Consider the following 14,800-nt stretch of genomic DNA (forward strand, 5'->3'; position numbering starts at 1 on the left):
GTGTGCTCCCGGGTCGGTAACGGGTTCAGGCGATCGCCACCCGCAGCGAGGCGCGGGTGAGGGTGGCGCTGAAACCCAGCAGAAAACGAATTTCAACCGCGCTCAGCAGGCCGCGGACATACAGCCGGATGCTCACGCGGGTGAGCAGGCGGGCGCTGGTGCACAGGCAGCAGACCAGCAGGGCCTGGAGGCCGCGTTGCACCATGGAAAAAGGCTTGAGATACATGGCGATGCTCCTTTCGGGCGAACAGCGTCGCCGTCGGCAGGGCGCTGGCCGCGCCGACGGTGGCATCGTTGGTCAGGTGTATCGGGCGCGGCCGTCCGAGGGCGGCCGCGCCAGGGTCAGGCCCTTAGAACCACTGCTTGAAGCGGCGGATGTACAGGGTCTTCATGGTCTGGGCGACCACGCAGTAGCTGAGCAGGGTGCCCACCAGCCACGGGAAGTATTCCCACGGCAGCGGCACCAGGCCGACCATGCTGCCCAGGGGCGAGAAGGGCACGTAGATCCCCAGGGCCATCACCAGTCCCGTGGCCAGCATCACCGGCAGGGCCGCGGTGCTCTGGATGAACGGGATCTTGCGGGTGCGCAGCATGTGCACCACCAGGGTCTGGGACAGCAGCCCCTCGATGAACCAGCCGGACTGGAACAGGGCGGCCATTTCCACGCTATTGGCGGCGAACACGTACCACATCAGGGCGAAGGTGGTGATGTCGAAGATCGACGAGGTCGGCCCGATCCACAGCATGAAGCGCCCGATGTTGTTGGCGTCCCACTTGCGCGGCTTGGCCAGGTATTCCTTGTCCATCTTGTCCCAGGGCAGGGCCAGCTGGGAGAAGTCGTACATCAGGTTCTGCAGCAGCAGGTGGATCGCCAGCATCGGCAGGAAGGGGATGAAGGCACTGGCCACCAGCACCGAGAACACGTTGCCGAAGTTGGAGCTGGCGGTCATGTTCAGGTACTTCATGATGTTGCCGAAGGTCTCGCGGCCCTTGATCACCCCTTCTTCCAGCACCATCAGGCTCTTTTCCAGGAGGATGATGTCCGCCGATTCCTTGGCGATGTCGGTGCCGCTGTCCACCGAGATGCCGACATCGGCATCGCGCAGGGCCGGGGCGTCGTTGATGCCGTCGCCGAGGAAGCCCACGGTGTGACCGTTGGCCTGCAGGGCCTTGAGCACCCGGGACTTCTGCAGCGGGGTGAGCTTGGCGAACACCGTGCGTTCTTCCACCAGGCGCCCGAGCACCTGGTCATCCATGTGCTCGATGTCGCGACCCAGCAGCGGCTCGCCCGCTTCCAGGCCCACTTCGCGGCAGATCTTCGCGGTGACGATGGGGTTGTCGCCGGTCAGCACCTTGACCGTCACGCCGTTGTCACGCAGGGCGGCGATGGCCGGGCCGGCGGTTTCCTTGGGCGGATCGAGGAAGGTCAGGAAGCCTTCGATCACCAGCTCGCGCTCATCGCTGGCGCTGTACTGGTTGCGGGTCTGGCCCTTGGGCAGGTCCCGGGTGCCCAGCAGCAGCACGCGGAAGCCGTCGCGGTTGTAGTCCTCGGCCAGTTGCAGCAGGGCGGCGCGGCGCTCGGCGTCGAGGCTCACGACGATGCCGTCCTGGCGGACCCGGGTGGCGGTTTCGAGCATTTCTTCCACCGCGCCCTTGCACACCAAAAGGTGGTCGCCACGGGCATCGGCGAGGATCACCGACAGACGCCGACGGACGAAGTCGAAGGGCAGTTCATCGACCTTGCGCCAGGCGGCGGGCGGGGTGAAGTGCGGGTTGCCCTCGGCGAAGGCGACCACGGCGCGGTCCATCAGGTTTTTCATGCCGCTCTGGTGGTGGCTGTTGAGCCAGGCCAGTTGCAGCACCGCGTCGCAGCGGCTGCCGCTGATGTCGACGTGGTGTTCGAGGATGATCCGGTCCTGGGTCAGGGTGCCGGTCTTGTCGGTGCACAGCACGTCCATGGCGCCGAAGTTCTGGATCGCGTTGAGGCGCTTGACCACCACCTTGCGCTTGGCCATGGCCGCGGCGCCCTTGGCCAGGTTGGCGCTGACGATCATCGGCAGCATTTCCGGGGTCAGGCCGACCGCCACCGCCAGGGCGAACATGAAGGCATCGGCCCAGTCGCCCTTGGTGAAGCCGTTGATCAGCAGGACGATGGGCACCATCACCAGCATGAAGCGGATCAGCAGCCAGCTGACGCTGTTGACCCCACGGTCGAAGGCGGTCTGCGAGCGCGAGCCGACGATGGAACGGGCCAGGGAACCGAAGTAGGTGCGCTCGCCGGTGGCCACCACCACCGCGGTGGCGGTGCCGCTGACCACGTTGGTGCCCATGAAGCAGATGTTCGGCAGGTCCAGCAGGTCCTGCTGGTCGGCGGCCAGGGCCTGGGCGGATTTTTCCTGCACGGCGCCCAGGGTGTCGTATTTCTCCACCGGCAGGGCTTCGCCGGTGAGCACCGCCTGGCTGATGAACAGGTCGCGGGATTCGATCAGGCGGATGTCCGCCGGGATCATGTCGCCGGCCGACAGCTGGATGATGTCGCCCACCACCAGCTCGCGCATGGGGACTTCGCGAACCCGGGCCTGCATGCCCATCTGCTCGCGGCGCAGCACCGCAGCGGTGGTGCGGACCATGGCCTTGAGGGCTTCGGCGGCCTTGGCCGAACGGTGTTCCTGCCAGAAGCGCATCAGGCCGCTGGCCAGCACCATCACCAGGACGATGATCACGCCGGTCAGATCAGTTTCTTCGCCGGCTTGCAGCGGCAGCCAGAAGTCGGTGAAGAAACTGATACCGGTCAGGGTCATCAGCACATAGATGAAGGGGTTGTTGAAGGCTTGCAGCAATTGCACCAGGGCGTGAGGCGGACGGTCGTGGGCGACTTCGTTGTGGCCGTCGCGTTGCAGGCGGCCTTCGGCGTCCAGTTCAGTCAGGCCGGCGGTGCTGGAGTTGACATTGGCCAGGGTCACGGCCAGGCCGTTCTGGGCTTCGCGGGCGGCGCGCATCGACAGTTTGTTGCTGTCGCGGCTGGCGCTGGTGTTGCGGGAAGTTGCGGTTTTTACAGTCATTGCGTGTGCTCCTGCCGCCTGACTGCGACACGACACACCGACAACTCAACTAATTAAAGACGAGCGAAAGTATGTCGAATCGCAGGTTGGCGATCGATTAGGATCTTGGCGTTTTTCAGGTTTTAACGTTCGCTGTCCAAACAGTGAAGTTGAATGGGCAGCGAACCTACTACTGGCCTCTTCCATAACTTTCTCCAACAGAATTAGTTAACTAACAGGCAATAAGAAACCGTCGAACTTCAAACTTGAAAGTTCGTGGGTAAACAACGGTGAATGACCGTCGAATCAGGCGGAAGTGCGCGCCCCGAGGTACAGGCCGAAGATCAGTCCGGCCTGCCGCAGCAGGGCTGCGCCCCGACTCTGCGGGTCCTGGCTGTCGTCCAGGCTCCAGCGTTGCTGGAGCTGGCCGGTCATCGGGCAGACGCGCCAATTGGCCCGCAGGGCGGTGCTGGCGGTGGGCACGCAAGAGGAGAAGGGGGAGCGCGCCAGAGCCTTGGGCTCACGGCACAGCCGGACCCGCATGGTCGCAGCGAAGGCGCGTACGCCTGGCAGTACGGAAGATGTGAAGTGCATAACTTTTGCCTCGTGACCGGACTGGTTCCGGGGAGGCAAGTTACGTTGGAGCGTCAAGCCCTAGCGCAGCTTACCCGACCGCGGAGTCGAGTCCCGTCATTGTTCAGGGGTGCCTGGCGCTGCGCAGCGGCAGTGACCAGACAGCGTCTAGATACTGTGTCCATTGGCTTCTTTAGTGAGTTGAAAAAAGGCCGGTTTGACCGGCCCGCGCAATTTACTCAGGAGGGTCCCGGGAGTCAAGGTCAAATTGTCTTGAAAGAGTATTTGGCGATGAAGTTTCAGGTGAGGTTCAGCTAAGAGACTAAGTTCAGTGCTGCAACAGCCGAGCTTATATAACGAGGGGTAATGAAAAAGTGCTCATGCCAGAGACCGGATGACATGAGCACTTGATATAACTTTGCCGATGATCAATTCAACACGTGCCGGGAGATGTCCTTGTACGTGTCGCTGTCGGTGGCGGCCATCAGTTGCCGGCCATCCTTGAGGGTGCCGATGAAGGTCACTTCGTTTTCCGTCCCCGCCATCAGGTAACCGGCAATGGCGCCTACCGGCCCCAGCAGCATGGCGCCGGCCACGCCATAACCGAAGGCGTCCTTGTTGGCGACGGGGCTTTCAGTGGCGATCTCCAGGCTCTTGAACGCCGACGCCTTGACCTCGACACCGGAGCTGTTGAATACCGTCTTGAGCCTGAAGGTGCCGTGCCGGTACTCGCCGGCGCCTTGCAGAAAATCGCCCGATAGAACTTCGATCTTTGCCATGTTGAATCATCCTTGTCCAAGCATAACCAGATGGGCCATTGAGCCCCTGGTCATGGGGGGCGTCAACGGGGTTGCGATGAAGGGTGCTACCACCAGTCCGCCTTCACCTGTCCTGAGCCTCGGCCAGGATCTTGCGCTCAATGCTGATCCAGATCAGGGCTGTGAATGGTTGTAGCAGTCCGCGGCGCCCGGACCGCGTCGTTCCGACCAGTGGCGGTCACGCAGCCGGGGCGGGGAGGCGGGGAATGATGATGTTAAAAAATGTTAGATTGAAAAATATCTTCACATAATCCGTTCATTGGTGGATGATCGTTCACAGCCAACGTTCAACCTGATAACAACAGCAACAGGATGGCCACGATGATCGATTCGCTCCTGCCTTCCAGCGCACCCGCCCAGGGTGCCCTGTGCCGCCACGCTGCCCATTCGGGCGCAGTGCCTGTTGCTGCCTGTTCACCTTCGTCTGCCGGGCCCGCTGCCCGGGTTTCCCTGCCTTCCCCGGTTGCTGGCCGTCGCCTGTCTGGCGTGGTCCGGCCGTGGTCTTTCACTGGAGTCCCCCATGAATAACAACAATGTCGGTGTCATCGGTCTTGGCGCCATGGGCCTGGGCATCGCCCGGTCGTTGCTGCGCAGCGGTTTCAAGGTGCATGCCTGTGACGTGCGTGCCGCCGTCACCGAGCAGTTCGCCGCTGAAGGCGGCGTGGCCTGTGCCTCGGCCGCCCAGTTGGCGGAGCAGTGCGAGGTGATCATCACCGTGGTGGTCAATGCCGAGCAGACCGAGAGCGTGCTGTTTGGCGAGGGCGGGGCGGTGGCGGCATTGCGCCCTGGCAGCCTGGTGATCGGTTGCGCCACCGTGGCCCCGACCTACGCCGTGGACCTGGGCCAGCGGCTGGAGGCCCTGGGCTTGCTCTATCTGGATGCACCGATCTCCGGGGGCGCGGCCAAGGCCGCCGCCGGCGAGATGACCATGATGACCTCCGGCCCGGCCGGCGCTTACGCCAAGGCCGAGGCGATCCTCGCCGGCATGGCGGGCAAGGTCTACCGCCTGGGGGATGCCCATGGCCTGGGCTCCAAGGTCAAGATCATCAACCAGTTGCTGGCCGGGGTGCACATTGCCGCCTCCGCCGAAGCCATGGCCCTGGGCCTGCGCGAAGGGGTGGACGCCGATGCCCTGTACGAGGTGATCACCCACAGCGCCGGCAACTCGTGGATGTTCGAGAACCGCGTGCCGCATATCCTCAAGGCCGACTACACGCCGTTGTCCGCGGTGGACATCTTCGTCAAGGACCTGGGCCTGGTGCTGGATACCGCTCGGGCCAGCAAGTTCCCGCTGCCGCTGTCGGCCACCGCGCACCAGATGTTCATGCAGGCCTCCAGCGCCGGTTTCGGCCGCGAGGACGACTCGGCGGTGATCAAGATCTTCCCGGGCATCGAGCTGCCCGTGGCCAAGCCTGATGCCGTTTGAGGAGCCTGTGATGACGACTTCCACTCCACGCCCGTTGTTGGGTTGCATCGCCGATGACTTCACCGGCGCCACCGACCTGGCCAACATGCTGGTGCGCGGCGGCATGCGCACGGTGCAGAGCATTGGCATTCCCAGCGCCGAAGTGGCCGCCGGCCTGGACGCCGACGCCGTGGTGATTGCGCTGAAGTCCCGCACCACGCCGGTGGGCGAGGCGGTGGCCGAATCCCTGGCGGCCCTGCACTGGCTGCGCGAGCAGGGCTGCGAACAGATCTTCTTCAAGTACTGCTCGACCTTCGACTCCACCGCGGCGGGCAATATCGGTCAGGTCAGCGAGGCCTTGCTCAAGGCCCTGGGCAGCGATTTCACCCTGGCTTGCCCGGCGTTTCCGGAGAACGGCCGGACGATTTTCCGTGGCCACCTGTTCGTCCAGGACCAGTTGCTCAACGAGTCCGGCATGCAGCATCACCCGCTGACGCCGATGACCGACGCCAACCTGGTGCGGGTGCTGCAAGCGCAGACTGTGCTGCCGGTGGGCCTGCTGCGTTACGACAGCGTCGCCCAGGGCGTGGACGCGGTGCGGGCGAAGATCGCCGAACTGCGGGGCAAGGGCGTCGCCATGGCGATTGCCGATGCGCTGTCCGATGCCGACCTCTATACCCTCGGCGCGGCCTGCGCCGACCTGCCGCTGTTGACCGGCGGTTCCGGGCTGGCCCTGGGCCTGCCGGAGAACTTCCGCCGCGCCGGCAAGCTGCGGGACCTGGACGCCGCGAGCCTGCCGCCGGTGGCCGGTGGCGAAGTGGTGCTGGCCGGCAGTGCCTCGGCGGCGACCAATGCCCAGGTGGACGCCTGGCTGGAAGCCGAGCGTCCAGCCCTACGCATCGATCCCCTGGCCCTGGCGGCCGGTGAACCGGTGGTGGCCCAGGCCCTGGCCTTTGTCCAGGCGCAGCAGGACACCGTGCTGATCTACGCCACCAGCACCCCCGAGCAGGTCAAGGCGGTGCAGCGGCAATTGGGCGTGGAGCGCGCCGGGGCCCTGGTGGAGAACGCCCTGGGCGAGATCGCCCGGGGCCTGCGGGATAACGGCGTGCGCCGCTTCGTGGTGGCCGGTGGCGAAACCTCGGGGGCAGTGGTCAAGGCCCTGGGCGTGCGCCTGTTGCAGATCGGCGCGCAGATCGACCCCGGGGTGCCGGCCACGGTCAGCAGCGGCGGCGAGCCCCTGGCCCTGGCCCTGAAGTCCGGCAACTTCGGCGGTCGCGACTTTTTCAGCAAGGCCCTGGGCCAACTGGCCGGAGGTCAGCCATGAGCCGGGAAAACGCTCTGCGCGAAGAGATCTGCGACGTCGGCCGCAGCCTCTATCAGCGCGGCTACACCGTGGGCAGCGCCGGCAACATCAGCGCGCGGCTCGACGATGGTTGGCTGATCACCCCCACCGACGTCTGCCTCGGGCGCCTCGATCCGGCGGCGATTGCCAAGGTCAACCTGGCGGGGGAGTGGGTCAGCGGCGACAAGCCGTCCAAGACCCTGGCCCTGCATCGTCAGGTGTATGACCGCAATCCGGGGGTGGGCGGGGTGGTGCACACCCATTCCACCCATCTGGTGGCACTGACCCTGGCCGGGGTCTGGCGCGACGACGACATCCTGCCGCCGCTGACCCCGTACCAGGTGATGAAGGTCGGGCACATTCCACTGATCGGCTACCAGCGCCCGGGTTCGCCCAAGGTCGCCGAGCAGGTGGCGCAACTGGCCAACCGGGTGCGTGGGGTGATGCTCGAACGCCTGGGCCCGGTGGTCTGGGAAAGCAGCGTGTCCAAGGCCAGCTACGCCCTGGAGGAGCTGGAGGAAACCGCGCGCCTGTGGTTGCTCACCCAGCCGCGCCCGGCGCCTCTGGACCAGACCGCGCTGGATGAACTGCGGGACGCCTTCGGCGCCGCCTGGTAAACGCAGCACGACTGCCAACGCTTGATGCAAGCCTGTCCCCGGGAGCCTTGACAGGACTCCCGTGGGGAGCGGCTTGCCGGTAAAAACAATAACAACAGGACTTCCCGAGATGAATGACTGCATGTGCTTTACGGGTTCCAGCGTCACCTGCCACACCTGCCAGCCACTGTGTGGAGGGCTTGGCCAATGAGCCCGCTGATTCTGATGATCACCGCCGGGGCCGGTATCGCCCTGCTGCTGTTTCTGGTGCTCAAGTACAAGTTCCAGCCCTTTGTCGCGCTGATGCTGGTGAGCATCCTGGTGGCGCTGGTGGCCGGGGTGAAACCGGCGGAACTGGTGGCCACCATCGAAGGCGGCATGGGCAAGACCCTTGGCCACATCGCCATCATCATTGCCCTGGGCGCCATGATCGGCCGCATCATCGAGCTGTCCGGCGGTGCCGAGGCCCTGGCCAAGACCCTGATCGAACGCTTCGGCAACCGTCGCACGCCCCTGGCCCTGACCATGGCCGGCTTCATCATCGGCGTGCCGGTGTTCTTCGAAGTCGGGGTGATCATCCTCATGCCCCTGGCCTACGGCGTGGCCCGCAGTGCGCGCAAGCCGCTGCTGGTGTTCGCCTTGCCGATGTGCGCCGCGCTGCTCACCGTGCACGCCTTCCTGCCGCCCCATCCGGGCGCGGTGGCGGCGGCCAGCCAGCTGGGGGCGGACCTGGGCCGGGTGCTGATGTTCGGCCTGCCGCTGACCGCGCTGCTGTGCTATGTCGGCTACCGCGTGGCGGGGCGCATGACCCGGCGCAACTACCCGATGACCGACGATATCCGTGCTGAAGTCTATGGCCCGCACGTCACCAATGAAGACCTCGCGGCCTGGAACAACGGCGCTGCACAGCCGGCCAGCCCGCAAGCGGTGGCGGCGGTGGCCCATATGGGCCTGGAGGAGTCCACCGGCACTCTGGCGGCGAAGCTGCCGCCGGCGCCGCCACCGGGGTTCGGCCTGATCGTCGGCCTGATCCTGCTGCCCATCGTGCTGATCCTGCTGGGCACCCTGGCCACCTCGTTGCTGCCGGTGGAGTCCGCCCTGCGCGGGGTGCTCACGGTACTGGGTGCGCCGCTGGTGGCGCTGCTGCTGGACACCTTGCTGTGTGCCTGGCTGCTGGGCTCGCGCCGTGGCTGGAGCCGCAGCCAGGTGTCCGATGTGATCGGCTCGGCGCTGCCCGGGGTGGCCATGGTGATCCTGATTGCCGGGGCCGGCGGGGTGTTCGGCAAGGTCCTGGTGGACACCGGGATCGGCGCGGTGGTCTCCGACCTGCTGCGCACCACCGGGCTGCCGGTCCTGGCCCTGGGCTTCTTGCTGACCATGCTGCTGCGCGCTGTGCAGGGCTCCACCACCGTGGCCCTGGTGACCACGGCCGGGATCATCGCGCCGCTGATCGCCACCCTTAACCTGAGCCCCAACCACATGGCCCTGCTGTGCCTGGCCATGGGCGGTGGCGGGCTGGCCATGTCCCATATCAACGACGCCGGGTACTGGATCTTCACCAAGCTGGCCGGGCTCAACGTCGCCGATGGCCTGCGCACCTGGACCGTGATTACCACCTTGCTCGGCACCTTGGGGTTCTGTATTACCCTGCTGATCTGGCCGTTTGTCTGACCCTTTGTCCCAGGAGTTCCCATGCCTCGTTTTGCTGCCAACCTCAGCATGCTCTACCCGCAACATGACTTCCTTGAGCGGTTTGCCGCTGCGGCGGCCGATGGTTTCAGCGCGGTGGAATACCTGTTTCCCTACGACTACAGCCCCGCGCAACTGAAACAGCGCCTGGACGATAACGGCCTGCAGCAGGCCCTGTTCAATGCGCCGCCCGGTGACTGGGCGGCGGGGGAGCGCGGCATCGTCTCCCTGCCCGGACGCGAGCAGGAGTTCCGCCAGGGCTTCGACAAGGCCCTGGAGTACGCCGCGGTGCTGGGCAATTCACGGATCCACGTGATGGCCGGCCTGCTGCCGTCGGAAAGCGACCGCGCCCGGCATCACGGGGTGTACCTGGAGAACCTGGCCCATGCCACGGCCCAGGCGGCCAAGGTCGGAGTCACCGTGCTGCTGGAACCGATCAACACCCGGGACATGCCGGGGTTCTTCCTCAATCGCCAGGACCAGGCCCAGGCCCTCTGCAAGGAAGTCGGTGCGGCCAACCTCAAGGTGCAGTTCGACTGCTACCACTGCCAGATCGTCGAAGGTGATCTGGCGGTGAAGCTGCGGCGGGATCTGCCGGGCATCGGCCATATCCAGATCGCCGGGGTGCCGGATCGTCACGAGCCGGACCTTGGCGAGCTGAACTATCCCTACCTGTTCCAATTGATGGACGAGCTCGGCTATGACGGCTGGGTCGGTTGCGAATACCGCCCGCGTGGCGATACCTCCGCCGGCCTGCAATGGCTGCGGGACTGGCAGGCGCGCCAAGGCTCGGCGGTGTAGCCGCTGCTGCAGGTTGCGCAGGAAAAGGTATCTGGGGAACGTCGCGCAAGGCCCTGCGGGCATCGCTTTATGTAGCCGCTGCCGAAGGCTGCGAACGAGCCGTAGGCTCGCAGCGATTCCCCGGCCGCCGAGGCCCCTGCGGGCCTTCGCGCATCGCTTTATGTAGCCGCTGCCGAAGGCTGCGAACGAGCCGTAGGCTCGCAGCGACTCCCCGGCCGCCGAGGCCCCTGCGGGCCTTCGCGCATCGCTTTATGTAGCCGCTGCCGAAGGCTGCGAACGAGCCGTAGGCTCGCAGCGATTCCCCGGCCGCCGAGGCCCCTGCGGGCCTTCGCGCATCGCTTTATGTAGCCGCTGCCGAAGGCTGCGAACGAGCCGCAGGCTCGCAGCGATTCCCCGGCCACCGAGGCCCCTGCGGGCCTTCGCGCATCGCTTTATGTAGCCGCTGCCGAAGGCTGCGAACGAGCCGCAGGCTCGCAGCGATTCCCCGGCCACCGAGGCCCCTGCGGTGCCTTGCGCAGCCTGCGGCAGCGGCTACAGAGGGTACGCAGGCCACGAACGGCTTGCGATGATTCGTAGCGATAAACACAGGAGTTTTTTCATGCAGCGTCTTGTCTGCCGGGCCGCGTTCGGCCTGATTCTGTCCCTGGGTGGTATGTCCCTGGCCGCGGCCGCGAGCTTGCCGCCGGCCACCGAGGGTGATTGGGTCGCCCCGCAATTCACCTTTCACAACGGCGAACAGCTGGCCAACCTGAAACTGCACTACATCACCCTGGGCAACCCCCAGCACCCGGCGATCCTCTACCTGCACGGCACCTACCGGCCGGCCAGCGACCTGCTGAGCAAGGATTTTGGCGGTGAACTGTTCGGCCCGGGGCAGCCTCTGGACGCGAGCAAGTACTACATCATTGCCACCGACGGCATTGGTGTCGGCCAGTCGAGCAAGCCTTCCGATGGCCTGCGTGCGCGCTTTCCCCAGTACAACTACGACGACATGGTCCAGGCCCAGTACCGCTTGGTCACCGAGGGGCTGGGGATCAAGCACCTGCGGCTGATCATCGGCAATTCCATGGGCGGCATGCAGACCTGGCTCTGGGGCCAGAACTGGCCGCAGATGATGGACGCCCTGGTGCCCATGGCCTCTCAGCCCACCGAGATGGCGTCGCGCAACTGGATGATGCGCCGCCTGCTGGTGGAGTCGATCAAGCAGGATCCGGCCTGGGACAACGGCAACTATCGGGTCCAGCCGCCGTCCCTGCGCCTGGCCAACGCCCTGTTCGCCACCGGCACCAGCGGCGGCACACTGGCCTATCAGGCGCTGGCGCCGACCCGGGCCCAGGCCGACAAGCTGGTGGATGAGCGCCTCAAGGCGCCACAGAGCGCCGATGCCAACGACTTTATCTACCAGTGGCAGTCCTCGGCGGACTACAACGCCGCGCCGGGCCTGGGCCGGATCCAGGCCCCGGTGCTGGTGATCAACTCGGCGGACGATGAGCGCAACCCGCCGGAAACCGGCACCCTGCAAGCGGCGCTCAAGCAAGTGAAAGATGCTCGCCTGCTGTTGATTCCCGCCAGCGCCGAAACCCGCGGGCATGGCACCACCGGCATGGCCCGGTTCTACGCCCGCGAGCTGGGGCAGTTCATGGCCGAAACCGAGAAACCCCGCTAGCGGCCATGCACGCTCTGGGTGGCGAGGGAGCTTGCTCCCGCTGGGCGGCGCAGCCGCCCCAAACCCGGACGGCGCAACCTTTCAGGCGTTGAGGGGCATCAGGCATTGCGTCTGCTGCGCAGACGCGCGGGAGCACGCTCCGTCGCCACGGATTGCACGTGTTGGGGGTTACCGCTGACTCAGGATTGTGCCGGCAGCAGCAATTCCACCCCGTGCTTGCGAATCCCGTCCGCTGCCGCCGGGGCCAGGGCGGCGTCGCTGATGATGATGTCGAACTGCTCCAGCTCGGCGATCTTGTACATGCCGAAGGTGCCGTACTTGGAGCTGCTGGCCACCAGCACCGCCTGGGTCGCCGACTGCATCGCCACCTGCTTGACCTCGACCTTCAATGCCGAGGGCGTGGTGATGCCCCGGCGCAGGTCCCAGGAACTGGTGGAGATAAAGGCGATGTCCGTCACCACCTGACGCAGGGTGGCCACCGCCAGCCCGCCGACACAGGAATGGTTGGAGTGATCCAACTGGCCACCGGTGTGAATCACCGTGACCTGGGGCGCCTCCATCAAGGCCTGGGCCACGCCGAAATCGTTGGTGATCACGGTCATCCCCGACAGCGCCTTGATGTAGGGCACGATCTCCAGGGTGCTGGTGCCGGCGTCCAGGTAGACCGTCATGTCCGCGTGCAACAGGCCCGCCGCGAGCTTGGCCATGGCCTGCTTCTGCGGCAGTTCCACCACGGCCTTGGACTGGTGGCTGGGCTCGCTGTGCAACTGGCTGGCGATGCGCACGCCACCGGTCACCGAGTGGGCGCGGCCTTCCTGTTCCAGCAGGGCGATATCCCGGCGCACGGTCATGTGCGAGCAGTCGAACATCTCCATCAACTGATGCACGCTGAGCACCTGATGCTTGCGCAACTGGCGCAGGATCTGCTCGCGGCGCTGCTCGGGAATCATCGGCGCGCCGCTGTCGCTGGCAAGGTCCTTGGGGGTAGGCATTGAAGCTCCGGTTTGGCGGGTCGGCAAAGGCAGAAATCGGCACGCCATAGTAGCGAATGTAGCTGCCGTGGACGAGATTTAGTGCCGTGCGCGCGTCAGAAAACGCTTCGCAGAATCAGCGAGCCAGTTCGTTACGGGTCAGGGGCAGAACGGGCAATACAGATTGTCGAGAAAGTCCTGGCTGTCGATGTTGTCGTCAAGCACCTGCACCACCACCGGGCCATGGTGTTTGCATTGCAGGACCTGCCCGGCGCCGCTGCGGCTGGGGGGCTGGTCGCTGAATTCATGGCTGCCGCACCAGGGGCATTTGCGCACGCTGGCCTCGCTCTGGCCGAGTATCGCCAGGTGCCAGCCGCAGCCGGCGCAATGGAGGCGATGCAGCGGGCGGGCAGGGGTAAAGGTCGGCATGGAACATTCCTTGGCGCGGGGCTCAGCCCGGCATCAGCAGTCGTTTAAGCAGGCGGGTCAGCGGTTGGCGCGCCTTGCGGTGCTTGAAGGCCCCCGGGATGTGCAGCAGGAAGCTGCGCCAGGGATAGCCGCCGGGATCGCGTTGCGCTGACTCCAGGTAGTCGTGCAGGGCCTGCGCCGACTCGCGGTTGAAGGCCCAGAGCATCTGGCCTTTGTAGACCACGGAAAAATAGGCCTCGCTCGGCCAGTTGAGCGTGTGACGCGCTGAGTACCGGCAGTGTTCGCAGGCCAGCGAGCCCAGGTCCAGGCCGTGATCGCGATACCAGTAGGGTGAACACTGCCAGTGGCTGGCGAGGTAGCCTTCGGGCAGCGGACCCAGGCTGTGAGTCGGGTCGCCGTGCAGGCCGGGAAAGTACAGGGCGTAGTGACGGTAGTGCCCGCAGCTGTCCTGCTCTTGCCGATAGTCCAGCAGTGGATGGTCGGCGAAGAACGGCCCATCGACCTTGCGCGCGATGGGCCTGGAGACGACGAAGTCGAAGCGCGCCTGGGCCCCGCATTGCGGGCAGTTGAGTGCCAGTTGATGGGGCATGGCGCTCCATTGGACAAGGCGGGTCATGGCTTGAATTCACCCACCTGTGGGGGCGTGCGATCGATATGCCAGCGCTGCATGAACGCTTGCAGGCTGCCATCGTCTTTCATCGCGTCCAGGGCCCGCTGCCAGCGGGCCACCTGGGCCGCATCGACCTTGGGCGAGAAGGCGATGTAGGCGTCCTGGTGCATCAGCGGCATCTGGTAGCGCAACTGTTCGAAGGGCAGGCCCACATTGCTGGCGAAGGTACTGACGCTCATGGTGTCGGCGACCACGTACTGCACGCGGCCGATCTGCAGCAGGCGCATCATGATTTCCGGGCTGTCGACGCCCCACAGGTTGTCCAGGCCCTGCTGCTTGAGGTAGCTGTAGACCAGCCATTTGCGCGGTACGGCGATCTGGCCCTGGGCCTGGCTCAGGTCGCTGATCGGCGGAGTGTCGCCGCTGCGGGTGTACAGCGCGGTTTCGGTGCGCATCAGCGGGCCGACCCATTGGTAGCGGGATTCACGCTCCTGGGTGCGTAGGATGGTAAACACCGCGGTGTCGGCGTCCTCGCTGGCATCGCGCAGGGCGCGCAGCATCGGGCGTTGCTGCACCTGCACCGGGTCGCCGGTGCGTTGCGCCAGGGCTTGCACCACCTCCACTGCGAAGCCCGTCATGTGCGGGCCCTGCTGAAAGTGCAGCGGCGGGTGGTTGTCGGTCAGCATGCGCAACTCACCGGCTTGAGCGGTGAGGCTCAACAGCGGCAACAGTGCCTGCAGCATCCATTTCATGCAGTGCCCTTGGGGGATAAAAACCAGAGCTTAGTACGACTGGTTGCCGCCTGTCGCGCTAAAACTGTGGGCCTGCCGCGTGCCTTGGCGGGCCATGCCGGGGCGAT

The 14,800-nt window shown here is 65.6% G+C and carries 14 protein-coding genes; 6 read left to right on the plus strand and 8 right to left on the minus strand.

Annotated features, from left to right (window positions below):
* Nucleotides 1-25: 25 nt before the first annotated feature.
* The 4 genes from PST29_RS13905 to PST29_RS13925 all read right to left on the minus strand — a co-directional run bounded on the left by PST29_RS13905 (nt 26) and on the right by PST29_RS13925 (nt 4,393).
* Nucleotides 26-226 (minus strand): hypothetical protein, encoded by a 201-nt coding sequence (locus tag PST29_RS13905; protein ID WP_060839005.1) that lies wholly within the window; start codon nt 224-226, stop codon nt 26-28.
* Nucleotides 227-350: 124 nt separating this feature from the next.
* Nucleotides 351-3,062, minus strand: a complete 2,712-nt coding sequence (gene mgtA, locus PST29_RS13910) for a magnesium-translocating P-type ATPase (RefSeq protein ID WP_060843415.1) — start codon at nt 3,060-3,062, stop codon at nt 351-353.
* A gap of 285 nt (nt 3,063-3,347) precedes the next feature.
* A complete protein-coding gene (locus tag PST29_RS13915; RefSeq protein ID WP_060843416.1) occupies nt 3,348-3,635 on the minus strand; it encodes a hypothetical protein in 288 nt (95 codons plus the stop codon).
* Between the two features lie 407 nt (nt 3,636-4,042).
* On the minus strand, nt 4,043-4,393 hold the full coding sequence (locus tag PST29_RS13925; protein WP_060839009.1) for a hypothetical protein: 351 nt from the start codon (nt 4,391-4,393) through the stop codon (nt 4,043-4,045).
* Nucleotides 4,394-4,952: 559 nt separating this feature from the next.
* Between PST29_RS13925 and ltnD the strand changes: the two genes are divergently transcribed.
* From ltnD to PST29_RS13955, 6 genes are all read left to right on the plus strand, one after another.
* The gene (gene ltnD, locus PST29_RS13930; RefSeq protein ID WP_060843417.1) at nt 4,953-5,858 is read left to right on the plus strand and encodes an L-threonate dehydrogenase; all 906 of its coding nucleotides are present in this window, start codon (nt 4,953-4,955) and stop codon (nt 5,856-5,858) included.
* A gap of 10 nt (nt 5,859-5,868) precedes the next feature.
* Complete coding sequence (gene otnK, locus PST29_RS13935; protein ID WP_060839011.1) at nt 5,869-7,161, plus strand: 3-oxo-tetronate kinase; 1,293 nt, start codon at nt 5,869-5,871, stop codon at nt 7,159-7,161.
* Complete coding sequence (gene otnC, locus PST29_RS13940; protein ID WP_060839012.1) at nt 7,158-7,796, plus strand: 3-oxo-tetronate 4-phosphate decarboxylase; 639 nt, start codon at nt 7,158-7,160, stop codon at nt 7,794-7,796. Before otnK ends, otnC begins: the two co-directional genes overlap by 4 nt.
* A 186-nt stretch (nt 7,797-7,982) precedes the next feature.
* Nucleotides 7,983-9,446, plus strand: a complete 1,464-nt coding sequence (locus tag PST29_RS13945; protein WP_060843418.1) for a GntT/GntP/DsdX family permease — start codon at nt 7,983-7,985, stop codon at nt 9,444-9,446.
* A 21-nt stretch (nt 9,447-9,467) separates the two neighbouring features.
* The gene (gene otnI, locus PST29_RS13950; RefSeq protein ID WP_060843419.1) at nt 9,468-10,265 is read left to right on the plus strand and encodes a 2-oxo-tetronate isomerase; all 798 of its coding nucleotides are present in this window, start codon (nt 9,468-9,470) and stop codon (nt 10,263-10,265) included.
* A 598-nt stretch (nt 10,266-10,863) separates the two neighbouring features.
* Nucleotides 10,864-11,931: an alpha/beta fold hydrolase gene (locus tag PST29_RS13955; RefSeq protein ID WP_060843420.1), complete on the plus strand. Its 1,068-nt coding sequence runs from the start codon at nt 10,864-10,866 to the stop codon at nt 11,929-11,931.
* A gap of 179 nt (nt 11,932-12,110) precedes the next feature.
* On the opposite strand, the gene PST29_RS13960 is transcribed toward PST29_RS13955, so the two are convergent.
* The 4 genes from PST29_RS13960 to PST29_RS13975 form a co-directional block, all read right to left on the minus strand.
* On the minus strand, nt 12,111-12,923 hold the full coding sequence (locus PST29_RS13960) for a DeoR/GlpR family DNA-binding transcription regulator (protein WP_060839016.1): 813 nt from the start codon (nt 12,921-12,923) through the stop codon (nt 12,111-12,113).
* Between the two features lie 138 nt (nt 12,924-13,061).
* Entirely contained in the window at nt 13,062-13,331 is a 270-nt protein-coding gene (locus tag PST29_RS13965; protein WP_060839017.1) for a hypothetical protein, read from the minus strand.
* A 22-nt stretch (nt 13,332-13,353) separates the two neighbouring features.
* Nucleotides 13,354-13,947: a hypothetical protein gene (locus PST29_RS32420; protein ID WP_060843421.1), complete on the minus strand. Its 594-nt coding sequence runs from the start codon at nt 13,945-13,947 to the stop codon at nt 13,354-13,356.
* Nucleotides 13,944-14,693 carry a substrate-binding periplasmic protein gene (locus PST29_RS13975; protein WP_060839019.1) on the minus strand — a complete coding sequence of 250 codons (750 nt, stop codon included), beginning with the start codon at nt 14,691-14,693 and terminating at the stop codon, nt 13,944-13,946. The genes PST29_RS32420 and PST29_RS13975 overlap by 4 nt, the downstream gene beginning before the upstream one ends.
* Nucleotides 14,694-14,800: the final 107 nt, after the last annotated feature.

Origin of the sequence: Pseudomonas sp. St29, from assembly GCF_001547915.1 — a bacterium.
Taxonomy (GTDB): Bacteria; Pseudomonadota; Gammaproteobacteria; order Pseudomonadales; family Pseudomonadaceae; genus Aquipseudomonas.